This window comes from Craurococcus roseus (assembly GCF_039523795.1).
GTDB classification, from domain to species: domain Bacteria; phylum Pseudomonadota; class Alphaproteobacteria; order Acetobacterales; family Acetobacteraceae; genus Craurococcus; species Craurococcus roseus.
The window spans coordinates 40,543-65,644 of sequence record NZ_BAAAFZ010000062.1; the positions used below are offsets into that span (position 1 = coordinate 40,543).

The window sequence follows — 25,102 nt, forward strand, 5'->3', positions numbered from 1 at the left end:
CACCCATCACGCGCCGCGCGCGAGCAGCCACGTGAGCAGGAGCGGGACTCCGCCGGCGGTCAGCCAGCCGACCGCGGCGCCGGCCTTCCCGCCTATGCGCGCGGCGAAGGCGGGGCCGAGCGACAGCGCGGCGAAGGGCGCGGCCGCCGCCGTCCAGTCCGCCGCGGTTCCGCGGCCGAGGACCGGCCCGGCGGCGAGGCCGGCCAGGCACAGGCCCACCGGGAGGGCGGCCGGGACGGTCCAAGGCGCGCAGCCGGGCCACGCCCCGAACGCGGCGGAGACTCCCACGGCGGCCAGAACGAGCCAAGGGCCGGTCGGCTGCGCGATCCACCAAGCGGCGAGCAACACGGCGAAGGCCGCCGTGGCGCGGGCGGGCGAACGCAGTTCCTGCGCGGCGACGGCGGTCGCGGCGCCGAAAGCAACGATCAAGACCAGGGCTCGCCGCAGGTCGGCGGCCGCCGTCGGCGCGCCCGCCAACCACCACGCGCCCGCCGCTAGGACCGTTCCGGCGCCGAGGGCGACGCGCCACGCGCGCCCCCCGGCCAGGAAGGCCATCGCCAGCCCCGCCGCGGAGCCGCCCGCCGCCAGCAGCGGCAGCCGTTCGGCGAGTTGCCGGGGTGAGGCGACCGGGAGGCCCAGCGTCACCGCCCAACCCGCGGCCAATCCGAGCGCGGCGCCCAGCGCCGCCAAATCCCGGCGGTGCAGCGCCCGCAGCGCCCCGGCCCAGGCGAGCGCCGCCGCGAGCGCGGCCAGCACGCCCGACCACGGCGCGATCGTTGGCCACGAGGCCGGCCAAAGGGCGTCGAGGGTCACGCCGTCGCGCCGCGGCTCCAGCCGACCGGCCCCGCCTCCACCCGGTGGCGCCGCTCCCTATAGTGGCCGGCGAATCGGGACGGGGCGGTGGGCATGGCCGAGGAGCCGGTGCGTCGAGTCAAGGTGTGGGACGGTTGGATTCGGTTGGTGCATTGGGGGATCGTGTCGCTGATCGGCATCTCGTGGGTGTCCATCAATACCGGCAACGCCGAGGCGCATTACCTGTCCGGTTACGCCGTGCTGACCCTGCTCCTGTTCCGCGTCGCCTGGGGCGTGGCCGGGTCGGACACGGCGCGGTTCTCGCGGTTCCTGCGCTCGCCGGCGATGGCGCTCCGGCACCTGGCCCACCTCCGACGGCGCGAGCCGGACACCGAGATCGGCCACAACGCCGCCGGCGGGTGGATGGTGCTGGCGTTGCTGGGGCTCTTGCTGGTGCAGGCCGGGTCCGGCCTGTTCGCCAACCACGAGCCGGGCTTCAGTTACGACGCGCACGGGCCGCTGGCGCTCACCGTCAGCGACGCCACCAGCGCTTGGCTGACCGGGGTCCACCACCTGACGTTCAACCTGATCCTGGCGGCGGCCGCGCTCCACGTACTGGCGGTCGCGGCCTACGCGGCCCTCAAGGGGCAGGACCTGGTCGGGCCGATGATCACCGGGTTCAAGTCGCTCCCGGCTCGCTTGGCGCCCCCGCGCATGGGGTCGCCCGTGCTGGCCGCCGCTTTCCTGGCCGCGGCGGCCCTGACGGTCTGGGGCATCACTCGGCTCGGCTGAGGCCGACTCCACCCCACGCTCTAGCTGATGCGCTGGCGGTACGGGCGGTGGCAGGTGCCGCAGGTCTGGCCGGTTTGCCCGTAGGCGGCGGCGAAGGCCGCAGCGTCGCCGGAGGCGGCGGCGGTCCGCAGGGCCTGCAGCTGGCTGACCATGTTGTTGTTGACGGTCTCGAAGTTCGCCTTCTCGTTCCAGAGCGCGGGCAGGGCGCGGGTGTCGCCGCGGTCGGAGCCGGGCGGGAAGCGTTGCGGCATGGTGCGGTACCAAGCGATCATGTCGTCCACCGTGGCCGCCAGCGGCTGGACGTTGCCGCGGCTGTCCACCACGGCCTTCATCGCCTGCATGTGCTCGCCCATGCGCTTGAGACCGGCGCGGCGCTCGGCGATGACATCCGCCTGCGCCCAGGCCGTTCCCGCCGCGAGCGCGATCGCCGCCGCCGCGCCCATCCAGACAACGCCCTTCATGCCGCACTCCCGAATCGAACGGTGACAGTTGCGATCATGGCACGACGGTCGGGGGAGGTGACAAGTGCCGGACGCATGCAACCCGCGGCTTCTCGCGTGTTAGGGTCTGTCCCATGCCAGACGACACCACGATCCTGCCCAGCCCCATCCGCTCCGTCGCGGTCTTCTGCGGCGCCCGCACCGGCCACGATCCCGCCCACGCCGCGGCGGCGAAGGAGCTGGGCACCGCCCTCGCCGAAGCGGGCATGACCCTGATCTACGGCGGGGGCGGCATCGGGCTCATGGGCGAGGTGGCACGGGCGGCGGTGGGGGCCGGCGGGAGGGTGCGCGGGGTGATCCCCGAGTTCCTGACCCGGATCGAACGGCCCTACGACGCGCTGACCGAACTCGAAATCACCTCCAGCATGCACACCCGCAAGACGCGGATGTACGAACTCGCGGACGCCTTCGTGACGCTTTCCGGCGGCTTCGGCACGCTCGACGAGACCATGGAGGTGCTGACTTGGCGGCAGCTCAACCTCCACGCCAAGCCGATCGTCATGCTCGACATCGCAGGATGGGCGCGGCCGTTCCTGGCACTGGTGGACGCCATCATCGCCCAGGGCTTCGCGGCGGAGTCGCACCGGCGGCTCATCACCGTCGCGGCGGACGTGGGTGAGGCGATGGCGGTGCTGCGCCGGGCGCCCGTGCCGGAAGCCGCGGCACCGGCCGAGCGGTTGTAGCCGCCGCGTCTTCAGCCGTAGACCAGCGCGGCTTCGCTCCGCCGGCGCGACCACTCGGCCGGCACTTCCTGCCCGGTGAGGGCCATCGCCACCGCTTCGGCGACCCGGATGCCGTCCACGCCTGCCGAGAGGATGCCGCCCGCGAACCCCGCGCCTTCGCCGGCGGGGAACAAGCCGGCGGTGTTGACGCTCTGGAAGCGGGCGTCGCGCGGAAGGCGGATGGGCGAGGAGGTGCGCGTCTCCACGCCGGTCATCACCGCGTCGGCCATGGCGAAGCCGGGCACCTGCCGGGCGAAGGCGGGCAGGGCTTCGCGCATCGCCGCCACCGCGTAGCCGGGCAGGCAGGCGGCCAAGTCGGCAGGGCGGGTGCCGGGCTGGTAGCTCGGCTCCACCTCGCCGAGCGAGGCGGAAGGACGGTCTGCCAGGAAGTCCTCTACGCGCTGCGCCGGGGCGCGGTAGTCGCCGCCGCCGGCTTCAAAGGCGGCACGCTCCCATCGGCGCTGGAATTCAACGCCGGCCAGCACGCCGCCGGGATAGTCGGCGGGCGAGATGCCGACGACGATGCCGGCGTTGGCGTTGAACTCGGCGCGCGAATACTGGCTCATGCCGTTGGTGACGACGTGGCCGGGCTCGCTGGTGGCGGCCACCACGCGCCCGCCGGGGCACATGCAGAAGCTGTAGACGGCGCGTCCGTTGGCGCAGTGGTGCGCCAAGCGGTAGTCGGCGGCGCCCAGCAGCCTGTTGCCGGCGTTCGGGCCGAAGCGGGCACGGTCGATCACCCGCTGCGGGTGCTCGATGCGGACGCCGATGGAGAAAGGCTTCGCCTCCATCGCCACACCGCGGCGGAGCAGGGCGCCGAAGAGGTCGCGGGCGCTGTGGCCGGGGGCGAGGACGGCGTGGCTCGCCTCGATCGTTTCGCCGCTCTCCAGCACCAGGCCGCGCAGGCGGCGCGTGCCGTCCGGGCCGGCCCCGATCTCGAAATCCGTGACGCGGGTGCCGAAGCGGTACTCGCCGCCGAGCCGCTCGATCTCGGCGCGCATCCCTTCCACCACCGTCACCAACCGGAAGGTGCCTATGTGCGGCTTGGACACCCAGAGGATCTCTTCCGGGGCGCCGGCGCGGACGAACTCCTCCAGCACCTTGCGGCCGAGGTGCCGGGGGTCGCGGATTTGGCTGTAGAGCTTGCCGTCGGAGAAGGTGCCGGCGCCGCCTTCGCCGAACTGGACGTTGCTCTCGGGCCGGAGCACGCCGCGGCGCCACAGGGCCCAGGTGTCCTTGGTGCGCTGGCGGACGGCTTGGCCGCGCTCGACCACCAGCGGGCGGAAGCCCATCTGCGCCAGGACCAGGGCCGCCAGGAGGCCGCACGGGCCGGCGCCGACCACCACCGGGCGGGGCGGCGCCGGGTCCTGGGCGCGGGCGACGAAGCGGTAGCGGGTGTCGGGGGCCGGGCCGATGCGCGGGTCGCCGGCGTGGCGGCGCAGCACGGCGGCCTCGTCCCGGACCTCCACGTCGAGGGTGTAGACCAGCACGATGGCGGCGGGCTTGCGCGCGTCGTAGCCACGGCGGGCGACGGCCATCCCGAGGAGGTCCGTTTCGTCCAAGCCGAGCCGGGCCAGCGCGGCGCGGCGCGGGGCGTCCTCCGCGTGGTCGAGCGGGAGCCTCAATTCGGTCAGTCGGATCATGGAACGGGGATGGGCAGGGTTCGGTGCGGTGGTGTGGAAGCGGGATTTGGGGGCGCCGCCGCGCTTCCCCAACGGCTGGCCCGGCGCTTGCCAAGCGGGCCGGATCGCGCGAAAGACCCGCTCCCTTTCGCCTTTCCTGCCCCGGAGCACCGCCACATGGACTCGGCGTTCGACCGCATTGCCGGCATCATCGCCGAGACCAGCGGCCTCCCGCGCGAGAAGATCACGCCCGATAGCCACGTCATCGACGACCTCGGCATCGACAGCCTGGACTTCCTCGACATCGTGTTCGCCGTCGACAAGGAGTTCGGCATCAAGGTGCCCGTCGAGGCCTGGACGCAGGAGGTCAACGCCGGCCAAGCGCCGGCGGGGCAATACTTCGTCATGAAGAACTTGGCGGCGCGCATCGAGGAACTGGTGGCGGCCAAGAAGGTCGGGGCCTGACCGCGCTGCCATGCGGCTCGAATACTTCCAGATGATCGACCGCGTGCTGGCGGCGGACGGCGAGAGCCTGACGGCCGAGGCGCGCGTTCCGGAGGCGAGCCCGGTGTTCGAAGGGCACTTTCCCGGCCACCCGCTGGTGCCGGGCGTGCTGCTGGTGGAGACCATGGCGCAGGCTTCGGGCTATCTGCTGCTGCGGCGCTTCGGCTTCGCGCGGATGCCGTTCCTGGCCTCGGTGAAGGAAGCGAAGCTGCGCTCCTTCGTCGGGCCGGGCGCGTCGTTGACCGTCGAGGCGCGGCTGGTCCACGAGGGCTCCGGCTACGCCGTGACGTCGGGCCGGATCGAGGCCGGCGGCAAGCGCGTCTGCGACGCCGAGTTGACCCTGCGCGTTCTGGACTTCCCGGCGCCGGAGTTGGAAGCGGCCATGCGCGCGCAGGCGGAGCGGATCGGCCTCGCCGCGGCCGCGCCTGCGGTCCCGGCCTGACGGGGCAGGGCGGCGTGGCGACAGAACCCGTTTGGATCACCGGCATCGGACTCGTGTCCTGCCTGGGCGAAGGGGCAAACGCGAACCTCGGCGCGCTCGACCGCACGCGACCGCCGGTGGTGGACGAAGAAGGCTTCGCGCCCTTCCCGGTGCATCCCATGCCCCCCCTTGCGCTGGACCGGCAAATCCCGAAGCGCGGCGACCAGCGGCAGATGGAGCCTTGGCAGCGGCTCGGCACTTACGCGGCGGGTTTGGCCATCGACCACGCCGGGGCGCGGGGCTTGGCCGCGGACATGCACTTGGTCGTCGCGGCGGGCGGCGGCGAGCGCGACACCGCGTTGGACGAGGCCATAGTGTCGGAACTGGCCGCGTTGCCGCCGGAGCGGGCCGGGCCGCTGCTGAACGAGCGGCTCGCGGGCGGGCTGCGGCCGACCTTGTTCCTGGCGCAGCTCTCCAACCTGATGGCCGGGAACATCTCCATCGTCCACGGCGTCACCGGCTCGTCGCGCACCTTCATGGGGGAGGAGCAGGCGGGGGCGGACTCGGTGCGGATCGCGGCGGCGCGGCTGGCCGAGGGCAGGGGCGGCATCGCGCTGGTGGGCGGCGCCTACGTCGCCGGGCGCTGGGACATGCTGCTGATCCACGCGCTGGGCGGCCTGCTGCACCGCGGCGCCTGGGCACCGATGGCCGAGCGCGAAGGGCGCGGCGGCGGCATGGTCACGGGCAGCGTGGGCGCTTTCCTGGTGCTGGAAACGCGCTCGCACGCCACCGCGCGAGGGGCGCGGGGCCTGGCGGAGATCGCATCCGTCGCCACCGGCGCGGCGCGGCGGACCGGCGGGGACACGGCGCGGGCCTCCGCCGCCGGGCTCGCGGGCAACCTGCGCTCGCTGCTGCGGCCGGGCTACGCCGTGGTGTCGGGCGCGAGCGGCGCGGCGGGGCCGACCGCGGAAGAAGCGGGCTTCCTAGCCGATCTGCGCGAGGCCGGCCCGGCGCAGGGGCCGGTGCTGCGGACGGCGGAGGCCATCGGGCACTCCTTCGAAGCGGCCTTCCCGGCCAATCTGGCGCTGGCCGCACTGGCGCTCGGGCGGCCGGAAGCGCCGCCGCAGGCGTTGGTGACGGGCTTCGGCTGTTGGCGGGGCGAGGCGTTGGCCCTGGTCGAGCCGCTGCGGGAGGGAGGCGGCGGATGAGCGTCTCCACGGAAGACCACCTCGGCCGGCCGCTGGTGGCGGTGACGGGCGTCGGCTTGGTGACGCCGCTCGGCTTCGGCGTTTCCGGGAGCTGGGCCGGGCTGCTGGCCGGGCGGTCGGGCATCCGGCGCATCACGCGCTTCCCGACCGACCACCTCAAGACCACCATCGCCGGCGGCGTGGACCTGCCGGAGGACGCGGAACCGGGCGGGCCGTTGCCGGCGTCCGTGCGGGTGGAGCGCTTCGCCGCCCTGGCGGCCGAGGAGGCGCTGGCGGCGTCGGGCGCCAACGTGGACGGACGCTTCCCCGGCCCCCTCTTCCTCGGTATGCCGCCGGTGGAGGTCGCTTGGCCGCTGCGCATGGACGCGGCCCGCCGCGCGGCCCGCAACAACGCCGACCCGATGCGCTACCCGGCGATGATCGAGGCCTTGGGCGAGCGGCAGGACGCCTTCGAGGCGTCCTGCTTCGCCGGCGTGGGCGAGCACTTGGCGGCGCGGTTCGGCACCCGCGGCGCGCCGATCTCGCTGTCCACCGCTTGCGCCACCGGCGCTTCCGCCATTCAGCTCGGCGTGGAGGCGATCCAGCGGCGGGAAGCGCGGGCAGCGCTGTGCATCGGCGCCGAGGGCACGGTGGAAGCGGAGTCGCTGATCCGGTTCTCGCTGCTCTCCGCGCTGTCCACGCGCAACGAGGAACCGGCGCGGGCGTCGCGGCCCTTCGACAAGACGCGCGACGGGTTCGTCATGGCGGAGGGCGCGGCGGCGCTGGTGCTGGAGAGCCTGGAGGAGGCGCGGGCACGCGGCGCCGAGGTGCTCGGCTTGGTGCTCGGCTGCGGCGAGCGGGCGGACAGCTTCCACCGGACGCGCAGCAACCCCAGCGGGGACGCGATAATCGGCGCAATGCGCTCGGCGATCGCCGACGCGGGGCTGGAGCCGCGCGACATCGGCTACGTCAACGCGCACGGCACCGGCACGCCGGAGAACGACAAGATGGAGACGCTCGGGATGCGCGCCGTGTTCGGCGACCGGCCGCCGCCGATCTCCTCAAACAAATCCATGATCGGCCACACCCTCTCGGCGGCGGGGGCGATAGAGGCCATCTTCAGCCTGTTGGCGATGCGCGACGGAGTGCTGCCGCCGACCATCAACCACGAGACGCCCGACCCGGCGATAGACCTCGACGTGGTGCCCAACCAGGCGCGCGAGCAGAGGGTGGAGCGGGTGCTGTCCAACTCCTTCGGCTTCGGCGGGCAGAACGTCTGCCTCGTCCTCGGCGCGGCACCGAGGGGCTGACGCGACGCCATGCGCGCCTTGCGGCTCTTCGGCGACCGTGACGCGCGTTTGGTGGACATGGAGCCGTCGCCGCCGCCGGCAGAGGGCGAAATCCAACTCCGGATGCTGGCGGTCGCGCTCAACCACATCGACGTCTGGGGTTGGCGCGGCATGGCCTTCGCCAAGCGCAGCCTGCCCATGACCATCGGCGCGGAAGCCGTCGGCGAGGTCGTGGCGGTCGGGCCCGGCGTGGAGGGATGGCGCGTCGGGCAGCGGGCGGCGCCCTACGGCGCGCTCACCTGCGGGCGTTGCCGCGCCTGCCGCGAGGGGCGGGACAACCTGTGCGAGGACGTGGCCGGCGTGCTCGGCTTCCACGTGGACGGATTCGCGCAGGAGTTCCGGAACGTGCAGGCGCGGCTGGCTGTGCCGGTGCCGGACGGCATAGCGGACGCCGACGCTGCCTGCGCCGCCATCACCTTCTCCACCGTCGAGCACATGCTGTTCGACAACGCCAAGCTGGAACCGGGCGAGACCGTCCTGATCCAGGCCGGGGGCTCCGGCATCGGCACGGTCGCCATCAAGCAGGCGAAGGCGTTGGGCTGCACGGTGATCGCTACCGCGGGCTCGGACGAGAAGTGCGAGCGGATGCGCGGGTTGGGCGCCGACCACGTCGTGAACTACAGCACCGGCCGCTTCGAAAGCCTCGCCCGCCGCGTGACGGGCAAGCGCGGCGTGGACGTGGTGTTCGAGCACGTGGGCGCCGCGACCTGGGCCGGCAGCCTCCTCAGCCTGCGGATGGGCGGGCGGCTCGTCACCTGCGGCTCCACCAGCGGCGTTTCCGCCGAAACCAACCTGATGATGCTGTTCCAGCGCCAGCTCCGGATCGTCGGCTCCTTCGGCGCGTCCATGCGCAACGTGTCGGACGGCTTGGCGAAGATGGCCGGCGGCATGGCGCCGGTGCTCGACGCGGTGCTTCCGCTCGACGCCTTCGAGGACGCGCTGCGGCGCCTGGAATCGCGGCGGGTCTTCGGCAAGATCGTCGTCACCCTCTGATGCCGGGCGCCGCGTGAAGGCGGCGCTGCGGCGCGGGGCGGACGCCGCCGTGGCGGCCGTGGTCCGGGCCGCCTTCGCGCTGCTCCGGGCGCTCGGGCCGGACCGGGCGTCGGCGTTCGGCGGGGCCGCGGCCCGCGCCCTGGGGGCGCTGCTGCCGGCGCATCGCGTGGCGCTCGACAACCTCCGCGGCGCCTTCCCCGACATGCCGGAGGCGGAGCGGCGGCGCGTGCTCCGGGAAGCCTGGGACAACCTCGGCCGCACGGCCTGCGAGTACGTCCACATGGACCGCATATGGGACTTCGACGAGGCGCGGCCGAACACGGGCCGCATCGAGATCGCGCCCGGGTCGACCGCGGTGTTCGAACGGCTGCGCTCGGACGGCAAGCCGGCGCTGATCTTCGCGGCCCATCTAGGCAATTGGGAACTGCCCGCCGTCGCCGCGGCGCGGCACGGGTTGGAAGCGGCGGTGCTCTACCGGCGGCCGAACAACCCCTTCGTCGCGCGTGACATCCTGGCGCTCCGCGCGGGCAGCATGGGCGAGCTGATCCCGGCGGGGGTCGCCGCCCCGGTCCGCATGATGGAGGCGCTGGACCGCGGCGCGCATGTCGGGATGCTGGTGGACCAGCGCTTCGGGCGCGGCCCGCGCGTCGATTTCCTGGGGCGGCCGGCGGCGAGCAACCCGCTGCTGGCGCGGCTCGCGCGCCGCTTCGACTGCCCGGTCCACGGCGCGCGGGCCATCCGGTTGCCGGGCGGCCGGTTCCGGCTGGAGATCACCGAAGAGGTGGCGCTGCCGCGCGACGCCTCGGGGCGCGTGGACGTGGAGGCCGCGACGGCGCTGGTGAACCGCATCGTCGCCGGCTGGGTGCGGGAGCACCCGGGCCAGTGGCTCTGGATGCACCGGCGCTGGCGGTGAGGCGCAGGCGGCGCCGTCAGCCTTTCCGCAGCATCTCGATGATGCCGGAGAAGTCCTTGTCGCCGCCGCCCGCTTCCAGGAAGCGCTGGTAGAAAGCCAGCGCCTGGGCGCCGAGCGGGGTGTTGGCGCCCGAGCCTTTCGCCGCTTCCTGCGCCAAGCCGAGATCCTTCGCCATCAGCGCCGCGGCGAAGCCGGGTTTGTAATCGCGGTTCGCCGGGCTGCCCGGCACCGGGCCGGGGACGGGGCAGTAGGTGCTCATCGCCCAGGAATTGCCGGAGGAGTTCGAGACCACGTCGAACAGCGCTTGGTGGGTCAGGCCCAGGCGCTCGGCCAGGATGAAGCCCTCGCAGGTGGCGATCATCGTGGCGGCGAGGATCATGTTGTTGCAGAGCTTGGCGGCCTGCCCGGCGCCGGCCTCCCCGCAATGGACGATCTTGCGGCCCATGGCCTGGAGGATCGGCTCGGCGCGGGCGAAGCCCGCCTTCGTGCCGCCCACCATGAAGGCCAGCGTCGCGCCTTCCGCGCCCATGACGCCGCCGGAAACCGGCGCATCGAGCATCTCCCGGCCGCCGCTGTTCGCGGCGACCTCGCGCGCGGTGGCGACGTCGATGGTGGAGCAGTCGATCAGGACGGCGTCGGGCCCGCTGGCGGCGACCATGCCGCCCGCGCCGAGCCAGGCGTCGCGGACGTGCTTGCCGGCGGGGAGCATGGTGATGACGACCTCGGCGCCGCGGGCGGCTTCGGCGGCGGAAGCGGCCGGGGACAGGCCGGCGGCGGCGGCGGCCTCCAGCGCCGTGGGCACGATGTCGAAGACGGCGACCCGGTGGCCGGCCTTGGCCAGGTTCCGCGCCATCGGCGCGCCCATGTTGCCGAGTCCCACGAAGCCGATGCGTGCCATGCGTCCGTTCCCTCCTTCGCCTTTGTAGGCGCCAGTCTGGACCGGGCCGCCGGCGCCCGGAAGCGGCGGCGCCCCGACAAAGCCGCAAAATGGGAGGAACAAGGCAACGTTCAGAATCTTGCAAGAGTGCCGATGCTCCCCGCCTCCGTACCCGCCGCGTCGCCCCGCGCGCCGGTGGCCGCGCCTCCGGCCCTCCTGCGCGGCGCCGTCCTGGGGCTCGCCTGCGCGCTTTGCGTGGGCCTGTTCTTCCGCAACCAGATCGCCAACGGCTTCACGCTGCTGCTGGGCGACCGGCACGACGCCGTCATCGCCCTGTCCATCATGGAGCATTGGCGCAACGTGCTGGCCGGCGCCGCGGAATGGTCGCGCACCGCCTACTTCCACCCGGTGCCGCACACGCTCGGCTACAACGACGGGTACTTCCTGTTCGGCGTGGCCTACGCGGCCTTCAGGGCGATCGGGGCCGATCCCTTCCTCGCGGGCGAGCTGACGAACATGGCCATGCGGGCCGTGGGCTTCCTCGGGATGCACGCCGCTTGCCGCGGTGTCCTCGGGCTGCCGTTCGGGTGGTCGCTGCTCGGGGCGGCGCTCTTCACCCTGAGCAACAACCTCTTCATCCGCGCGAGCCACGCGCAGCTCTTCTCCGTCGGCTTCCTGCCGGTGCTGGCGACGCTGCTGCACGCGGCCGGCTCGGCGCTGCTCGGGCGGCGGCCGAAGGCGCTGCTGGGCTGGGGCGCGGCCTTCGTCCTGCTCTTCGCCGCGGTGCTGATGACCGGCTTCTACATGGCTTGGTACTTCGCCTTCCTGGCCGCCGCGACCTTCCTGGCGTGGTTGGCGCTGGCCGGGGGCGCCCAGCGGCAGGCGCTGGCCGCGGCCGTGCGCGCGGCGCCGCTGCCTTTGGCGGCGCTCGCGGCGCTGGCCGCCGTCGCCAACCTGCCGTTCCTGCGGCTGTACCTGCCCAAGGCGGCCGAGACCGGGATGCATCCTTGGGAGATGGCGTTGCAGCACACGCCGACCCTGCTCGACGTGCTGCACGTGGGCGAGGCGAACCTGCTGTTCGGGTGGCTGGTGGTGCTGCTCAACGGCGCGTTCCGCCCCGACTTCCCGGCCTGGAGCGAGCGCATGACCGGGCTGACGCCGGTGCTGCTGCTGTGCTTCGCCGCCGCCACGGTTTGGCTGTGGCGCGGCGCGGCAGGCCCGGAGCCGGTGCGGCGCGCTTGGCTGCAGGCGCTCGCGCTTGCGACCGTCGCCACGTGGGCGCTGACCCTGCGCGTGGGCGACGCGACTGCGTGGTGGCTCGTCTGGAACGCGGTGCCCGGGGCCAAGGCGGCGAGGGTGGTGGCGCGCTACCAGCTCGTCCTCGCCATGCCCGTGATCGCCCTGGCGGTGCTGGCCCTTTCCGCCTGGGCGCGGCGCCTGCCGGCGGCGGCTTTGGCGGGAGTCGCGGCGCTGCTGCTGCTGGAGCAGGCGAACGGCTACGCGCCGCTGTTCCTGGACCGGCCCCTGGAGTCGTCGCGGCTGCGAGCGGTGCCGCCGCCGCCGGCGGAGTGCCGCGCGTTCTGGGTTTCGGCGGCGCGGACGGAAAGCCGCTTCGGCGAGGCGGTGGAGGACCCGTACAACCACAACACGGAGGCCATGCTGATAGCCTCCGTGCTGCGCCTGCCGACGGTGAACGGCATCTCAACCTTCAACCCGCCCGGCTGGCCCGCGGGCTTGCCGGGGCGAGAAGGTTACGAGGCGGAGGTCGCGGCCTGGGCGGAGAAGCACGGGCTGACCGGCTTGTGCGCGCTCGACCTGCAACGGATGGCATGGCGCACGCCCGCGGGGGCGTGAGCGCCGCCGAACCCCTCCGCGCCGGCCGCGTTGCCGAATCTCGAGGGACCGCAGCAGGAGACGAAGCGTATGCCGGACAAGAAGCAGCAAAGCGCGCCGGCCGACGATGCCGGCCGTGACGAGCGCGCGTCGGGCGATATCGACAACCCCATCCCGCCGGACGAGGCGCAGGCGGGAGACCGGTCCGAACTGGGGGCCAACCTCGGCGGACCCGTCGACGTCTTCCCCGGCGCCCGCCGGGGCGGGGTCGATCACCGGACACCGGGGGCCGCGCCGATCCGGAACCGGGCCGGGTCGCAGGAGCGGAAGGAATAACCCGCGGCGCGACCGCCGGAGGAAACCCGCGCCGGGTTGCCGGCTTATCGCTGCGGCAACGGATCGGAGGGCCGGACCTTGGGGATCATCTGGAGCATCATCATCGGCTTCATCGCCGGATTGATCGCTAAATTCTTGATGCCGGGGCGCGATCCCGGCGGCTTCATCATCACCACGCTGCTGGGTATCGTCGGCGCCGTGGTCGCCACCTATCTCGGCCAAGCGGTCGGTTGGTATCGGCCAGGAGAAGGCGCGGGCTTCATCGGCGCGGTGGTCGGGGCGGTGATCGTGCTTGCGATCTACCGCATGGTGGTTTCGCGCCGGACGGTGTGAGCCAAGCTACGGTGTGAGCCAAGCTAAGGAAGCACGCCCCGGAATCGTCGACGATACCGGGGCGCTTTCCTGTGGAAGCGGGCGCGCAACGTCGCGCCCGCCGCGCCCAGCCGCGGTCAGTCGCCTCGGACGGTGGCGGCCTCGGGGCCCTTGCGCCCTTGAACCACGGTCATCGTGACCGTCTGGCCTTCGGCCAATGGCGGCATGCCGCTGCGCTCCAGCGCGGTGGCATGGATGAAAACGTCCTTGCCGCCGGATTCCGGCGTGACGAAGCCGAAGCCCTTTTGCGGGTTGTACCACTTCACGATGCCGCGCATCTCTTCGCCGCTGCCGGGCGGGGGCGGCGTGAAGCGCGAGCCGCCGCCGCCGCCGTACCCACCGCCGAAGCCGGAGCGCGGCGCCGCCGGCGGGGGCGCGGTGCCTTCCTTGATCTCCAGCACCTCGGTGACCTGCTGGCCTTTCTGGCCCGGCCCGACGCGCACGCGGAGGATGGCGCCCGGCGCCACGGCGTCGGCCCCGGCGCGTTGCAACACGCTCACGTGCAGAAAGGCGTCGCCGGAACCGCCGTCCACTTCGACGAAACCGAAGCCCTTCTCCGCGTTGAACCATTTGACCACCGCGCCCGTCTCCGGCCCGCCGAAGCTGCTCATCGGGCTCGGGCGCGACGGGGCGAAACTGGGTGGTGGCGACCATCCCCCGCCGTCGGGCGGGGGGAAATCGTCGTCGAAACCGCGCTTGCGGGGGCGGCGGGAACGCCAGCTATCCTTGTCGGCCATTGTCCTGAACTCGTCGGTCTCTTCCACCGCCGGGTTGCCTCGTCGCGAACCGGGCAGTCCATTCTAGACGCCCGGCGGGCGCCCGGGTGGTCGTGCCCCCGAAGGGTACGGCCGCTCCACTGCGCTTTGAAGAGCATATTCGGCGGGAGGGCAAGCGGCGGAATGTGAAAAGCCATGCTCCAGCCGCCGAAGCGCCCGATCCATCAAAGCAGCCCCAAACGCCGGGCGAGGTCGCCGTACAGCGCGATCTGCGCCTTGAGGAAGTCCCGGGTCGCGTCCGGGGACAGCAGCCGGGGGACGCTGCCGCTCCGCCTCGTCGCCTCGATCCATCCGCGGTCGGAGCCGAGCGATGCGATCGCGCCCACCCAGACTTCGACGACGGGCGCCGGGAGCGAAGCCGGGCCGAACAGCCCGCTCCATCCGGTGATCGCTTCGAGGCTCTCCGCTTCGGCCTCCTTCGCGCTGGGAACGCCGGGCAGGAGCGGGTGGCGCTCGCGCCCGCCCGAAACCAGGGCACGGACGGAACGCGACGACAGGGCGGCGGCGGCGTCCGTGAAGCCGCACCCAACGAAGTGCGCCTGCCCCGAAGCTACCGCCGCGACGGCTTCGGCGCCGCCGGCGAAAGGCAGGGCGGTGCCGGCATCTATCGGCAAGCCGTTGGCCACGAAAAGTTGGCGGACGCCGAGGTCCAGGATGGTCGCGGGGCCGGAGGTGGCGAAGGTCATGCGGCCGGGCGCTTCCCTCAGCGCGCCGAGCAGTTCTCCGAGGCGCCGCCACGGCGCGTCGGCGCGGACGCAAACGACGAACGGCGTTTCGTGCAGGAGCCCGAGGACCGTGAACTCGTCCCACGTGTAGGGCGTCCGCGGGTCGGTGGCGGGGAGGATGGCCGACGACGCCGTCCGGGCCAGCAGCAGCGTGTGCCTGTCGGGGGCCGCGCGCGCGACCGAGTTGGTGCCTAAGGCACCGGACGCCCCGGGGCGGTTCTCGACCACGATCGAAGCGTTCTTGTTCGGCAGGTGGCGCGGGGCGTGGACGGCGAGGAGCCGCGCCGCCGCGTCTGCCGATCCGCCGGCGGAAAAGGGCGCGACCAAAGTGACCGGTTGGCTCGGGTATGGCGGGTCCGTGCCCTGGGCGTGCGCCGCAGCCGCGGCGGCAGCGCCCGGCAAGCCGGCGATCATGGCGCGACGTCGCAACATCAAGCCGGCCCTTCCAAGCCGCGACATGCGGTGTGGCCGGCTATTTGACCCCTCCGAGGCGGCTTTGCCAGCGCGCTCGGGAAGTTTCGCGGGACGCTCGACCGCCGCGGGGCCGTCACGCCCGGGCGGATCGCGGACGCGCCGCCGCGCGTCGGTCCGCCGCCGCCCTTCGCGGCGCTTTCCGGCGTCGGGACACCATCATGCCGGCCGTCCCGGGCCCAACGCGTCGCGGAGCCGAAGGGCCAACTCGCCGCGATCGTAAGGCTTGCCCAAGGCCGGGACGGCGCGTCCGGACGGCGTGGCGGCGAGGGGCGCTTGGCCCGGATCCGCCAACAGCAACACGCGGGGGGCGGGCGGGCGGCTTTCCGCGTGCGCCGCCAAGTCCCGTCCTTTCGGGCCGGCGGAAGCGTCCACCAGGAGCAGGTCGGCCCGGACGCCCCGTTCCAGCAATGCGGCGGCTTCGTGCGCCGAACCGGCCCGGACCACCGAGTAGCCGAGGCCTTCGAGCAAGGCGGTGGTGGCGTCGCGCGCGCCCTGGTCGGCATCGACCAGGAGCACGCGTTCGCTGCCGCGGAGCGGCGCCGGCGCGTCGTCCGGGGACGGCACGCACGGCAAGAGCAACCTTGCGACGGTGCCGCTGCCGGGCCGCGACCGCAGCGAAAGGTGGCCCTGCGACTGCTGCGCGAAGCCGTACACGGTGGACAGCCCGAGGCCGGAGCCGGGCCCGCCGTCCTTGGTCGAGAAGAAGGGTTCGGTGGCGCGGTTCAGGACTTCCGGCGCCATCCCGGAGCCCGCGTCGGCGACGGCCAGCGAGGTGTAATCGCCCTCGGGCACCTCGCCCGAAGCGACCTCCGGCGCGTCCGGCCCGAGGCGCACCGAGCCGGTGGAGATCGTGACCACGCCGCCGCCGGGCATGGCGTCGCGGGCGTTGAGCAGCAGGTTGACCAGCGCCACCTCCACCTGCGCCGGGTCCGCGAGGCAAGCGGCGATGCCCGGTTGCAACCGCGTCTCCAAGCGGATGCCCGGGCCCAAGCTGCGTTGGGCGAAGTCGCCCAAAGACGCGACGAGCGCGTTCAGGTCCACCGCGCGGCGTTCGAGTTGCTGCCGCCGGGCGAAGGCGAGGAGCTGCTTGGTCAAATTCCGCGCTCGCGCGACGGCTTCGCGCATCCGTGACGAGTAGCGCTCCCTCCGGTCGGCGTGGCCGGCCTTCTCCATCAGTTCGAGGTTGCCGGCGACGACCATCAGGAGGTTGTTGAAATCGTGCGCTATGCCGCTGGTGAGCTGCCCGACAGCCTCCAATTTCTGCGATCGACGCAGCGCCGCCTCGGCAGCGCGCTGGCCCGTGACGTCGAGCTGGCTGCCGAAGAAGTACAACAGTTCGCCGTCACGCCCGAAGACGGGGCTGACGAACAAAGCGTTCCAGAACGGCGTGCCGTCGCGCCTGTAGTTGACCAGTTCGACGGTGGCCGACGCGCATTCGCGGATCGCGCGGCGCAAGGCCTGGATCGACGCGGCGTCGGTTTCAGGCCCTTGGACGAAGCGGCAGTTGCGGCCGAGCACCTCCTCGGCGCTGTAGCCGGTCATCCGCAAGAAAGCGGGGTTTGCGAAAATGATGGGGTTGTCGGCTTGCCGCGGGTTCGTAACGACCATGGGCAGGCCTGCCTGCGCGACGGCCGCGAAGAAGACGTCATCCGACCCGGCGGCGGGACCCATCGCCCCTGCAAAATCGCGCGCACGCTTCGACGCGTCGTCGTCGGTGTTGGGCGCCATCCATGCTCCTGCTTCGCGCGCGACGATCCGCGCACCGCATCGGCACAAAGGCCCGAAAGCCGCTGCCGGTTGGGCAGGTCACGTACTCGTCACTGCGCCGGGGCGCAACGCGCCGGGCCGAGGCGTGCTTGTTCGTCGGGGGAGAGGAACTGACGTATGGATGCCGCACAACCTGTGTTGCTCGTGGTCGAGGACGATTTCCTCGTGCGCTTGACGATGGCGGATGCGCTGACCGATGGCGGCTTCGAAGTGATCGAAGCGGGGGACGCTCGGGAAGCGTTGAGCCAAATCTGTGAACGCAACGACATCTCCGCGATGCTCACCGACATCAACCTGCCGGGCGGCGAGGACGGTTTCGCGCTCGCGCGAGCCGTGCGGGTGATCAGGCCCGATCTGCCGGTGGTCTACGCGTCGGGCCGCTACACCGCCGCGGAGAGCGGCAAGTCGGTCGATGGATCGCGGTTCCTGGCGAAGCCGTTCACGCCTTCCCTGGCCGCTGACGTGATCCGCGACCTGATGGGCGCCGAAAGTCATCCCGTCCCGGCGCCAAGCCCTCAGCAAGATAGCCGCCGGCTGGTCTGACGTCGCCGCAGCGCCGGATCGGGTGCGGCCACGGCCCGCCATGCCCACCCCGATCCAGGCCGTCCGGCGGATTAAGCACGCCGCATCTCGTCCAAGGTCGCTTTTGCGACCTTCAGCGCCGAATTAGCGGCCGGAACGCCGGCGTACGCGGCGACTTGCAGCAGGACTTCGGCGATCTCCTCCTCCGTCACGCCGGTGTTGCGGGTGGCGCGCACGTGCAACCGCAACTCGTCGTCGTGTCCTAACGCGGCGAGCATGGCGAGGCAGAGCAGGCTGCGGTCGCGGCGGGCCAAGCCGGGACGCGTCCAAACGCGCCCCCAAACGCCTTCCAGGATGAACTCGCGGAAGGGCGCGTCGAGCGCGTTGGCGGCCGCGTCGGAACGCGCGACGTGGTCCTCGCCCAGCACGGCGCGCCGAACCGCTAAGCCGGCCTCGGCCGCGGAAGCGCCGGGTGTCGGGACCACCCTTCCCATGTGCGCGAGCAACGCGCGGGTCATGGCGTCTTCGCGCTCGAAGGTGGGGATGTGCGCGGCGTCGGCGATGGTGACGAACTCGGTGCCCGGGATGGCGTCCCGCACCGCTTGGGCTGCGGCCGGCGGCGTGGAAGCGTCCTTGTCGCCGACGACCACGGTGGTCGGGCATGTGACACGCCCGATCACATCCGCGCCGCGCGTGTCGCGCAACGCCGTGGCGCAACCGGCGTAGCCGACGGGATCGGTCCGGAGCAGCATCCGTCGTAGCGCCTTGGACGACGGCAAGGATTGGTCCAGCACCCACCGTTCCATCACGGCGTCCGCGACGGCCGCCATGCCGCCCCGCGCCACCGCGTCCATCCGCTGCTGCCACGCCTCCGGCGGCGGGAACTCCAGGGCCGTGTCGCACAGCATGAGGGACGCGACCCTGTCGGGTGCGAGGGCGGCCATTTCCATGGCGATGCGCCCACCGATGGAAACGCCGCAGACATGCGCTTGCCGGACGCCGAACCCGTCCAGCAGGCCGAGCGCGTCGCGCGCGAGCAGATCCATCGTGTAAGGGCCTTCAGGCGCTTCTGACAGGCCGTGCCCGCGGAGGTCCGGGCGGATCACGCGGTGGCCGGCGCGGGCCAGCGCCGCCGCCTGCGGATCCCAGACGTGCAGGTTGGTGCCGAGCGAGTGCAGCAGCAGGACCGCTCCGCCCCCCGCCGGGCCATCGGTCTGGACGTGGGCGACAAAACCGTTGAGGTCGACAAACATCGGCTCCGCTCCGTTCCCCGCTAATCGCGCATGAGGCCCTCGGCCTCCATCCAGCGCTGCACGCGCGACGCCGCGTCGTCGCTGTTGTTGTCCATCATGAGCATGTGGGAGTTGCCCGTGACGCCGGCGGCCGGGAGGTCGAGGGTGTCGGCGCCGCCGCCCGCGGCGCGAACGCGCTCCTGCCACCGTTCCACGTTGCCGCGGATGCGGCTCCAGAAAGGGTCCTCGGCGATGCGATCGCCCCAGACCACGGAATGCGGGACGCCACCCACGCGCGCCGCCTGCGCGTCCGCGCCCGGCGTGCCCGAGGGCTCGACCGCGATGACGGCGCGCACCTTGTCCAGCGCGTTGAGGGCGGCGGTGAAGGCGAAGTTGCCGCCCTGGCTCTGCGCCATGACGACGCAAGGGCACACGGCCTGGACGATGGCGTCGTAAGCCGCCTGGATCTGCCGGTCCGTGGTCGTCCAACGGGGCGCCGACTGCTTGGCGAATCGGTCCCAGTGCGCGATGGGGAAGCGGCCGCCGGGGAAGGGGACGCGGCGCGCCGCATCGTCGTCCCATTCGGACCGTTCGCCGATGCGGAACAGCGCCCAGCCTTCGCCCACGGTGCGGAACACGGGTTCGCCGGCGAACACCTCGGGGAAGCGCGCCCAGCCGCTGCGGCCGCGCTCGACGGCGTCGCTGACGTAAACGTCGTGGCCCGCCCGCAGGAAGAACATCTGCCAGCCGGGCCTGCCGTCTGGCGTGGTTTCCCAGGTCGCGCCGGTGAGGCCGCCGGGCCAGAGCAGAAGGGGGTAGCGGGCGCGGGGCGCTTCGAGCTTCACGAACAGCGCGTACATCTGCTCGACATGGAACCGGCCGTTGGGGGCGACGCGCAGCGGCGGGGCGCCGGGGCTGAAGACGGTCTCGCGCTCGGGCAAGCCTTCGACGGCCGCAACGCGGCCGCCGACGTGCATGCTGCCGATCTCGCGCACGGCGAGCGGGGCCGATCCGCCGCCGGGCCGCGCGCCCTGCGCCGCCGCGGGGCCGGCGAGGGCGGTGAGCAGCAGCCAAGCGGCCCCGGCCACGAGCTTCATGGCGTCCCCTCCCCGTCGTCCGCCCCAGCGTGCCAGCGGCGTCCGGGACGGGCAACGCCGCGGCGCGAGGGCATTGCGGCGGATGGTCGTCCCCCATCGGGGGCGTGCTATAGGCTTCGCCCATGGACCAACCCGTGCCCGGGCCCTACCGCGAAGGGCTGCCGCCCCAGCCGCCCGGCCCGCCGGAAGGCGAGCAGCATTTCACCGCGTCCGAAACGGTGCGCGACCTCGTCATCGGCACGGCCGACGGGCTCACGGTGCCCTTCGCGCTGGCGGCCGGGCTGTCGGGCGCCATCGCCGCCAACCCGCTGATCGTCACGGCCGGCTTGGCGGAGATCGCGGCCGGCTGCGTCGCCATGGGGCTGGGCGGCTACCTCGCCGCCCGCACCGACGCGCAGCATTACGTGTCCGAACGGGCGCGCGAGGAGCGGGAAACCCACGAATGGCCGGACCGGGAACGCTGGGAGGTCTCGGCCATCCTGCACCGCTACGGGCTGCGCGGGGAAACCCTCCACCGCGCCACGGAAGCCATAGCCAGCGACCGCAAGCGCTGGGTGGACTTCATGATGCGCTTCGAGCTCGAACTGTCCGAGCCGGCGCCCGACCGCGCGGCGAAGAGCGCGGCCACGATCGGCAGCGCCTACGTGGTGGGCGGCCTGATCCCGCTCGCCCCTTACATGGTGTTCGCCGAGACGCGGCCGGCGCTGCTCGTCTCGGCGGCGTTCACCGGCGTCGCCTTGCTCGGCTTCGGTTGGCTGAAGGCGCGCGCGACGGGCTTGCCGCCGCTGCGCGGGGCGGTGCAGACGCTCGGCGTCGGCGGCCTCGCCGCGGTGGTGGCCTACCTCGTGGCGCGCTGGGTCGGCGGCGGCGCCTGACTAAAGCGGCCGGTTGGCGCGCGCCAGCACCGCTTCGAACAGGACTTGGCAACCCGCCTCGGCCTCTTCGGGCAGGATGCTCTCCGCCTCGTTGTGGGACAGCCCGTCCTTGCACGGCGTGAAGATCATGGCCGTGGGCACGCGGCGGGAGACGTAGACGGCGTCGTGGCCGGCGCCGCTGACGATCTCGCGCGCGGGGAAGCCGAGCCGGGCGGCCGCCTGGCGCACGAGGTCCACGCACCCGGCATCGAAGGCCTGGTGCGGAAAGCGGAACAGCTCCTGCAATTCCAACTCCACGCCGCAGCCGCGGGCGATGGCGTCGGCCTCGCGCGGGAACTCGGCGGCGAGCCGCTCCATCTCGGCCGTGGCGGGATGCCGGAACTCGACGCTGAAGCGCGCTTCGCCTGGCACCACGTTGCGGCTGTTCGGCTCGACCTGGAGGAAGCCGACCGTGCCGCGGCCGTCCTCGCCGCGGGCGCGCATCATGCGGTCCACCAAGTCCACGATGCGGGCCGCGCACACCAGCGCGTCGCGCCGCGCGGAGGGCGGGGTGGTGCCGGCGTGGCTGTCCTGGCCGGTGACGCGCGCGTCCCACCACACCTGCGCCTGCGCGCCGGTGACGACGCCGACCGCCTTCGCTTCCCGCTCAAGGATCGGGCCCTGCTCGATGTGCAGCTCGAAGTAGGCGTCGGCGGGGAAGGGGGCCGCCGGGTGCGGGCCGCGCGCGCCGATCCCGTCCAGCGCTTCGCCGACCGAGACGCCCCCGGCGTCGCGCGCGGCCAGGATCTCGCCTTCCGGGTAGACGCCGGCCCAGACGCCGCTGCCCATCAGCGAACGGCCGAACCGGCTGCCCTCCTCGTCGGTCCAGTTCACCAGTTCCAGCGGGGCCTCGGTGGCGATGTCGAGGTCGCGCAAGGTCCGCATCACCTCCAGCCCGGCCAGCACGCCGAGCGCGCCGTCGAACTTGCCGCCGGAAGGCTGGCTGTCGAGGTGGCTGCCGAAGAGCACCGGCGCGCGGCCCGGGTCCCGGCCTTCGCGCCGGGCGAACATGTTCCCCATCGAGTCCACGCGGACGGAAAGGCCGAGGGCCTCGCACCAGTCCCGGAAGCGTTCGCGGCCCTGCGCGTCCTCCGCGGAAAGGGCGAGGCGCCTGACGCCGCCGCGCGGCGTGGCGCCGATCTCGGCCATCCGCATCAGGCTGTCCCAGAGGCGTTCGCCGTCGATCCGGCGGTTGGTGCCGCTCAAGTCGGTGCTCCCTCTCGTTCCAGCGGCCGCCAAAGGCCCGGGGTGGCGAGTTCCAGCAGGTGGCCGTCCGGGTCGCGGAAGTAGACGCTCACGCTGGGGACGGGCCTGGACGACGGCCAGACCGTGCGCCCCTCGATGGCGACGCCGCGCGCGGCGAGGTGGCTTTCCCAACGCGGCAAGGCGTTCGCCGCGACGGAGAAGGCGCAATGGATCGGACCGGCGCCGTCGTGGGGCGGGATGGTGCCGCCGGGCAGGTGCGCCGTCTCGGTGGCGGCGCCGCGGCGGAAGATCAGCAAGGCGCTGCGGCCCCCGACCGGGTAGGCGGTCAGGCGGGCGTCGGCGAACATGGGCGCCAAGCCGAGGACCCCTTCGTAGAACGCCCGCGCCCGCGCCATGTCGTCGACGTAGAGCGCCGTTTCGAGCACGCCGTCGAGGGCGGGGGCCGCAGCGTCTTGGACCATGGCGCCGCAGTGTCCGGCCGGGCCGCCGGGTGGCGCAAGGCCCCGTCCTTGGTGCCGGGGGGCGCCGACACGATATCGGGGCCATGCGCCGCCGCCGCGCCCTCCTGCTCTCGATCGCGTCCGCCGCCCTCGTGCCGGGCGCGACGGCGGGCCGCGCCCAAACAAGCCCCGCGGAGCACAACCGCCAGCTCGAGGCGTGGTGGGCGCGCCAGCGCGAGAAGGAGGCGGCCGACCGCTTCTGGAACGGGCCGCGGGAGCAGCGCCGCAACCTCACCCGCGACCAGATCGACCGCTGGGAAGCGCAGAAGGGCTACCGCGGCCAAGGCCCCACCGGCCTCGCTGGACCCATCGCGCCCTACGGGCCATACGGGTTCAGCCGTCGCATCCCGTGAAGCCCCGCCGCCGGCGCGCGAGGGGCCGCGGCGCGCGGCCCGCACCGGCGAGGAGGGGTACGAGATGGCCACCCGACACCCGAGCGCCCCCGCGGTGCTGCGCAACTCCGACCTGGACGGCGAGGCAGTGCGGAACGCGCGCGTGGACCTCGCCGCGTGCTTCCGCATGGCGGCGCGCCTCGGCTTGCACGAGGGCATCTGCAACCACTTCTCCTTCGTCGTGCCCGGGCGCGACGACCTGTTCCTGGTGAACCCCTACGGCTGGGCCTTCGCCGAGGTCACGGCGTCCCGGTTGCTGATCTGCGATTTCGAAGGAAACGTGGTAGCGGGCGAAGGCGTGCCGGAGGCCACCGCCTTCCACATCCACGCCCGCATCCACCTCCGCAAGCCGCGCGCCAAGGCGGCGTTCCACACCCACATGCCGAACGCGACGGCCCTGGCCATGCTGGAAGGGCCGCCCCTGGTCTGGGCGGGGCAGAGCGCGCTCAAGTTCCACGGCCGGACCCTGGTGGACGAGGACTACAACGGCTTGGCGCTGGGCTCGGCGGAGGGCGACCGGATCGCGGAAAGCCTGGGCGACGCCGACATCGTGTTCATGAAGAACCACGGCGTGCTGGTCGTGGGCGACTCCATCGCCTCGGCCTGGGACGACCTCTACTACCTGGAACGCGCGTGCGAGGCGCAGCGCCTCGCCATGGCGACGGGCCGGCCGCTAAAGCCGGTGCCCGAGCCGGTCGCGGCCAGGACGGCGGCGCAGATGCGCGAAGGCGACGGCGAGAGCGCCCGGCTGCACCTGGAGAGCATCAAGCGCATCCTGGCGAAGAGCGAGCCGGACTTCGCCGATTAGACTCGCTCCGACCCGACCGCCGGCGGTTCACGCCCCGCGCATTCCCGCTCGGGATGGTCCTGGGCTAGAGGGTGTTGCGGCCCGAACTGGCGGGTGTGTGTTGGCGGAGGCGGCCTCCGGTACCGCCGCCGAGTTCAACTCCAGGCGGACCTACGCTGAGCTTCGAAACTGGCCAACCTAACGCCGCTTCCCTTGCTTGGATTTGACTGCCTGCGTTTTCTGTTTCTCCAACGGTTCTGCCTGACGGTAAGGCTTTTGGGCCGTAATCGAGACGTCCAGAGTAGGGCTGTGATCGAGAGCAAGCGGCTCTGAAGATTTAGGCACAGCAGACGTGAGTCCTGTCATGTCCGTGAGAAGCCGTTGCCGAATTAACTCACGCACCTCTTTGTCTTTGATGGTGTCGATCTTTTTCGCAAGATCAAGCACGCCGTGAGCGCCTTTTAAGCGTAAATCCTGTGCTTTTGCTAGAACTTCTAGCTCTGCAAGCGCGGTTCCTGCCGCAACTCGTCCTAAGAGTGCATCTCGGCCTTTTGCAAAAGGCACTGCGCAAGCGTAAAGGAGCGAATTATAAGCTTTTTTCGATTTGGCAATCAAAGAAATGATTAGTGAACCAGGGCTGGCATCAAGGACTAACAGCTTGTCTTCTTCGCCTACTAGATCCTGTTCCAGATCAGCAGATGGACGCTCACGAAGAACACGAGCAAGATCGTCCTCCCGGCCTTCGTTAACTAGCAGCGTAATCGCATAAATTTGGCGAAGATGATGAATCCTGTGTTCTAATAACTCTGCCGTAACTTTTTCGTTTGGGCCAATAATTTCGAGGCGAACGGGAGCAAACTCGCCTGGATTTAACGTGGATACCAAAGAAACAACGAGGCTGTCCTGGTCAGCTTGGATGCGGAGATTGTAAGTTTGACTTAGGCCTAGCTCTAGAAAGTCTGGTCCGCGACTGTCGTCCGTAGAGGCGGCTGCACTGCTAATCGAGAGTCCTTTAGAAATACCGATGAAGTCTTCGAAGCCGATGCGGTATGTAGAGCTACGAGGGGGTTGGAGAATCGCAAATCGAGGCACGCGCATTATCTCCTGAGGTGAGGTTGGTAAGTAACGGCATCGGAGACGAAGGTCTGCAATCCGTCTTTGTTGGAGTTTAAGCGTCCGACGCAGGCACAACCGTTGATTAGGTCCGCAACCCGCTTCAGCCAAGCCCCGTCCGAAGAGCGCGGCGCGGGGCCGCACTCGTGCGGACCACATGGCACCACAAGCGCACGGTCCTGACGCCAAGGTTGAAATAGGTAAACAATCCTGCTATGACGTGCCGCCTCCCCTTGGATCGGCAGCCCCCGCCATGACCGACGCCACACCCCCTTCCGCCCAACCCGCCCTCTCCACCGCCCCGGCGGCCGAGGCCGAACGCGCCGCCGCGGCCGCCCGCGCCGCCGAGCGCCGCGCCGAGGCGACCGCCGCCCGTGCCGACCT

At 72.0% G+C, this 25,102-nt stretch carries 27 protein-coding genes; 15 read left to right on the forward strand and 12 right to left on the reverse strand.

The features are described from left to right. Positions 1–6 precede the first annotated feature (6 nt). A complete protein-coding gene (locus ABD067_RS19605; protein WP_343897072.1) occupies positions 7–813 on the reverse strand; it encodes a hypothetical protein in 807 nt (268 codons plus the stop codon). A gap of 93 nt (positions 814–906) precedes the next feature. Here ABD067_RS19605 and ABD067_RS19610 point away from each other — a divergent pair, with 93 nt between their 5' ends. After that, positions 907–1,584 (forward strand): cytochrome b/b6 domain-containing protein, encoded by a 678-nt coding sequence (locus tag ABD067_RS19610; RefSeq protein ID WP_343897073.1) that lies wholly within the window; start codon positions 907–909, stop codon positions 1,582–1,584. 20 nt (positions 1,585–1,604) lie between these two features. Here ABD067_RS19610 and ABD067_RS19615 read toward each other — a convergent pair whose 3' ends face one another. Then, a complete protein-coding gene (locus ABD067_RS19615) occupies positions 1,605–2,045 on the reverse strand; it encodes a c-type cytochrome (protein WP_343897074.1) in 441 nt (146 codons plus the stop codon). Between the two features lie 113 nt (positions 2,046–2,158). Between ABD067_RS19615 and ABD067_RS19620 the strand changes: the two genes are divergently transcribed. Next, positions 2,159–2,767, forward strand: a complete 609-nt coding sequence (locus ABD067_RS19620; RefSeq protein WP_343897075.1) for an LOG family protein — start codon at positions 2,159–2,161, stop codon at positions 2,765–2,767. An 11-nt stretch (positions 2,768–2,778) separates the two neighbouring features. On the opposite strand, the gene ABD067_RS19625 is transcribed toward ABD067_RS19620, so the two are convergent. Beyond that, complete coding sequence (locus ABD067_RS19625; protein WP_343897076.1) at positions 2,779–4,449, reverse strand: NAD(P)/FAD-dependent oxidoreductase; 1,671 nt, start codon at positions 4,447–4,449, stop codon at positions 2,779–2,781. A gap of 156 nt (positions 4,450–4,605) precedes the next feature. Here ABD067_RS19625 and ABD067_RS19630 point away from each other — a divergent pair, with 156 nt between their 5' ends. From ABD067_RS19630 to ABD067_RS19655, 6 genes are read left to right on the forward strand one after another with little or no spacing between them, the layout of a single operon-like run. Next, positions 4,606–4,893 (forward strand): acyl carrier protein, encoded by a 288-nt coding sequence (locus tag ABD067_RS19630; RefSeq protein ID WP_343897077.1) that lies wholly within the window; start codon positions 4,606–4,608, stop codon positions 4,891–4,893. 10 nt (positions 4,894–4,903) lie between these two features. Further along, complete coding sequence (locus tag ABD067_RS19635) at positions 4,904–5,374, forward strand: 3-hydroxyacyl-ACP dehydratase FabZ family protein (RefSeq protein ID WP_343897078.1); 471 nt, start codon at positions 4,904–4,906, stop codon at positions 5,372–5,374. A gap of 14 nt (positions 5,375–5,388) precedes the next feature. Beyond that, positions 5,389–6,561: a beta-ketoacyl-ACP synthase gene (locus ABD067_RS19640; protein ID WP_343897079.1), complete on the forward strand. Its 1,173-nt coding sequence runs from the start codon at positions 5,389–5,391 to the stop codon at positions 6,559–6,561. Continuing rightward, positions 6,558–7,850: a beta-ketoacyl synthase N-terminal-like domain-containing protein gene (locus tag ABD067_RS19645; protein ID WP_343897080.1), complete on the forward strand. Its 1,293-nt coding sequence runs from the start codon at positions 6,558–6,560 to the stop codon at positions 7,848–7,850. Before ABD067_RS19640 ends, ABD067_RS19645 begins: the two co-directional genes overlap by 4 nt. 9 nt (positions 7,851–7,859) lie before the next feature. Then, on the forward strand, positions 7,860–8,882 hold the full coding sequence (locus ABD067_RS19650) for a zinc-binding dehydrogenase (protein ID WP_343897081.1): 1,023 nt from the start codon (positions 7,860–7,862) through the stop codon (positions 8,880–8,882). Between the two features lie 13 nt (positions 8,883–8,895). Next, entirely contained in the window at positions 8,896–9,795 is a 900-nt protein-coding gene (locus ABD067_RS19655) for a lipid A biosynthesis lauroyl acyltransferase (RefSeq protein ID WP_343897082.1), read from the forward strand. A 16-nt stretch (positions 9,796–9,811) separates the two neighbouring features. On the opposite strand, the gene mmsB is transcribed toward ABD067_RS19655, so the two are convergent. Next, complete coding sequence (gene mmsB, locus ABD067_RS19660; protein WP_343897083.1) at positions 9,812–10,693, reverse strand: 3-hydroxyisobutyrate dehydrogenase; 882 nt, start codon at positions 10,691–10,693, stop codon at positions 9,812–9,814. A gap of 126 nt (positions 10,694–10,819) precedes the next feature. Here mmsB and ABD067_RS19665 point away from each other — a divergent pair, with 126 nt between their 5' ends. The 3 genes from ABD067_RS19665 (at position 10,820) to ABD067_RS19675 (ending at position 13,174) form a co-directional block, all read left to right on the forward strand. After that, on the forward strand, positions 10,820–12,526 hold the full coding sequence (locus ABD067_RS19665) for a hypothetical protein (RefSeq protein WP_343897084.1): 1,707 nt from the start codon (positions 10,820–10,822) through the stop codon (positions 12,524–12,526). Between the two features lie 69 nt (positions 12,527–12,595). Then, the gene (locus ABD067_RS19670) at positions 12,596–12,841 is read left to right on the forward strand and encodes a hypothetical protein (RefSeq protein ID WP_343897085.1); all 246 of its coding nucleotides are present in this window, start codon (positions 12,596–12,598) and stop codon (positions 12,839–12,841) included. A 78-nt stretch (positions 12,842–12,919) separates the two neighbouring features. After that, entirely contained in the window at positions 12,920–13,174 is a 255-nt protein-coding gene (locus ABD067_RS19675; protein ID WP_343897086.1) for a GlsB/YeaQ/YmgE family stress response membrane protein, read from the forward strand. A gap of 116 nt (positions 13,175–13,290) precedes the next feature. On the opposite strand, the gene ABD067_RS19680 is transcribed toward ABD067_RS19675, so the two are convergent. From ABD067_RS19680 to ABD067_RS19690, 3 genes are all read right to left on the reverse strand, one after another. Next, positions 13,291–13,824 carry a cold-shock protein gene (locus tag ABD067_RS19680; RefSeq protein ID WP_343897087.1) on the reverse strand — a complete coding sequence of 178 codons (534 nt, stop codon included), beginning with the start codon at positions 13,822–13,824 and terminating at the stop codon, positions 13,291–13,293. A gap of 329 nt (positions 13,825–14,153) precedes the next feature. After that, positions 14,154–15,146, reverse strand: coding sequence for a tripartite tricarboxylate transporter substrate binding protein (locus ABD067_RS19685; protein WP_343897088.1), 993 nt, complete (start codon positions 15,144–15,146; stop codon positions 14,154–14,156). 198 nt (positions 15,147–15,344) lie between these two features. Next, positions 15,345–16,916, reverse strand: a complete 1,572-nt coding sequence (locus tag ABD067_RS19690) for a PAS domain-containing protein (RefSeq protein WP_343897089.1) — start codon at positions 16,914–16,916, stop codon at positions 15,345–15,347. Between the two features lie 156 nt (positions 16,917–17,072). Here ABD067_RS19690 and ABD067_RS19695 point away from each other — a divergent pair, with 156 nt between their 5' ends. Further along, positions 17,073–17,498, forward strand: coding sequence for a response regulator (locus ABD067_RS19695; protein WP_343897090.1), 426 nt, complete (start codon positions 17,073–17,075; stop codon positions 17,496–17,498). A gap of 71 nt (positions 17,499–17,569) precedes the next feature. Here the strand turns inward: ABD067_RS19695 and pcaDC are convergent, their stop codons facing one another. Together pcaDC and ABD067_RS19705 are read right to left on the reverse strand one after the other, a co-directional pair. Beyond that, entirely contained in the window at positions 17,570–18,730 is a 1,161-nt protein-coding gene (gene pcaDC / locus ABD067_RS19700; protein ID WP_343897091.1) for a bifunctional 3-oxoadipate enol-lactonase/4-carboxymuconolactone decarboxylase PcaDC, read from the reverse strand. A 20-nt stretch (positions 18,731–18,750) separates the two neighbouring features. Further along, positions 18,751–19,806 (reverse strand): alpha/beta hydrolase family protein, encoded by a 1,056-nt coding sequence (locus ABD067_RS19705; RefSeq protein WP_343897092.1) that lies wholly within the window; start codon positions 19,804–19,806, stop codon positions 18,751–18,753. A gap of 122 nt (positions 19,807–19,928) precedes the next feature. On the opposite strand from ABD067_RS19705, the gene ABD067_RS19710 reads away from it, so the two are divergent. Then, a complete protein-coding gene (locus ABD067_RS19710; RefSeq protein WP_343897093.1) occupies positions 19,929–20,681 on the forward strand; it encodes a VIT1/CCC1 transporter family protein in 753 nt (250 codons plus the stop codon). Here ABD067_RS19710 and ABD067_RS19715 read toward each other — a convergent pair whose 3' ends face one another. Further along, positions 20,682–21,926, reverse strand: a complete 1,245-nt coding sequence (locus ABD067_RS19715; RefSeq protein ID WP_343897094.1) for a Zn-dependent hydrolase — start codon at positions 21,924–21,926, stop codon at positions 20,682–20,684. Next, positions 21,923–22,387 (reverse strand): VOC family protein, encoded by a 465-nt coding sequence (locus tag ABD067_RS19720; RefSeq protein ID WP_343897095.1) that lies wholly within the window; start codon positions 22,385–22,387, stop codon positions 21,923–21,925. The genes ABD067_RS19715 and ABD067_RS19720 overlap by 4 nt, the downstream gene beginning before the upstream one ends. An 83-nt stretch (positions 22,388–22,470) precedes the next feature. Here ABD067_RS19720 and ABD067_RS19725 point away from each other — a divergent pair, with 83 nt between their 5' ends. Both ABD067_RS19725 and ABD067_RS19730 read left to right on the forward strand, forming a co-directional pair. Further along, positions 22,471–22,779 (forward strand): hypothetical protein, encoded by a 309-nt coding sequence (locus ABD067_RS19725; protein WP_343897096.1) that lies wholly within the window; start codon positions 22,471–22,473, stop codon positions 22,777–22,779. A 64-nt stretch (positions 22,780–22,843) separates the two neighbouring features. Beyond that, the gene (locus ABD067_RS19730) at positions 22,844–23,626 is read left to right on the forward strand and encodes an aldolase (protein ID WP_343897097.1); all 783 of its coding nucleotides are present in this window, start codon (positions 22,844–22,846) and stop codon (positions 23,624–23,626) included. Between the two features lie 177 nt (positions 23,627–23,803). On the opposite strand, the gene ABD067_RS19735 is transcribed toward ABD067_RS19730, so the two are convergent. Then, a complete protein-coding gene (locus ABD067_RS19735; RefSeq protein WP_343897098.1) occupies positions 23,804–24,697 on the reverse strand; it encodes a hypothetical protein in 894 nt (297 codons plus the stop codon). Positions 24,698–25,102: the final 405 nt, after the last annotated feature.

Coding starts and splice junctions, on each gene's coding strand:
- ABD067_RS19615 (WP_343897074.1), bottom strand. CDS start 2,045: ATGAAGGGCGTTGTCTGGATGGGCGCGGCGGCGGCGATCGCGCTCGCG.
- ABD067_RS19720 (WP_343897095.1), bottom strand. CDS start 22,387: ATGGTCCAAGACGCTGCGGCCCCCGCCCTCGACGGCGTGCTCGAAACG.
- ABD067_RS19650 (WP_343897081.1), top strand. CDS start 7,860: ATGCGCGCCTTGCGGCTCTTCGGCGACCGTGACGCGCGTTTGGTGGAC.
- ABD067_RS19620 (WP_343897075.1), top strand. CDS start 2,159: ATGCCAGACGACACCACGATCCTGCCCAGCCCCATCCGCTCCGTCGCG.
- ABD067_RS19685 (WP_343897088.1), bottom strand. CDS start 15,146: ATGTTGCGACGTCGCGCCATGATCGCCGGCTTGCCGGGCGCTGCCGCC.
- ABD067_RS19705 (WP_343897092.1), bottom strand. CDS start 19,806: ATGAAGCTCGTGGCCGGGGCCGCTTGGCTGCTGCTCACCGCCCTCGCC.
- ABD067_RS19690 (WP_343897089.1), bottom strand. CDS start 16,916: ATGGCGCCCAACACCGACGACGACGCGTCGAAGCGTGCGCGCGATTTT.
- ABD067_RS19645 (WP_343897080.1), top strand. CDS start 6,558: ATGAGCGTCTCCACGGAAGACCACCTCGGCCGGCCGCTGGTGGCGGTG.
- ABD067_RS19710 (WP_343897093.1), top strand. CDS start 19,929: ATGGACCAACCCGTGCCCGGGCCCTACCGCGAAGGGCTGCCGCCCCAG.
- ABD067_RS19680 (WP_343897087.1), bottom strand. CDS start 13,824: ATGAGCAGCTTCGGCGGGCCGGAGACGGGCGCGGTGGTCAAATGGTTC.
- pcaDC (WP_343897091.1), bottom strand. CDS start 18,730: ATGTTTGTCGACCTCAACGGTTTTGTCGCCCACGTCCAGACCGATGGC.
- ABD067_RS19625 (WP_343897076.1), bottom strand. CDS start 4,449: ATGATCCGACTGACCGAATTGAGGCTCCCGCTCGACCACGCGGAGGAC.
- ABD067_RS19635 (WP_343897078.1), top strand. CDS start 4,904: ATGCGGCTCGAATACTTCCAGATGATCGACCGCGTGCTGGCGGCGGAC.
- ABD067_RS19630 (WP_343897077.1), top strand. CDS start 4,606: ATGGACTCGGCGTTCGACCGCATTGCCGGCATCATCGCCGAGACCAGC.
- mmsB (WP_343897083.1), bottom strand. CDS start 10,693: ATGGCACGCATCGGCTTCGTGGGACTCGGCAACATGGGCGCGCCGATG.
- ABD067_RS19610 (WP_343897073.1), top strand. CDS start 907: ATGGCCGAGGAGCCGGTGCGTCGAGTCAAGGTGTGGGACGGTTGGATT.
- ABD067_RS19730 (WP_343897097.1), top strand. CDS start 22,844: ATGGCCACCCGACACCCGAGCGCCCCCGCGGTGCTGCGCAACTCCGAC.
- ABD067_RS19695 (WP_343897090.1), top strand. CDS start 17,073: ATGGATGCCGCACAACCTGTGTTGCTCGTGGTCGAGGACGATTTCCTC.
- ABD067_RS19725 (WP_343897096.1), top strand. CDS start 22,471: ATGCGCCGCCGCCGCGCCCTCCTGCTCTCGATCGCGTCCGCCGCCCTC.
- ABD067_RS19670 (WP_343897085.1), top strand. CDS start 12,596: ATGCCGGACAAGAAGCAGCAAAGCGCGCCGGCCGACGATGCCGGCCGT.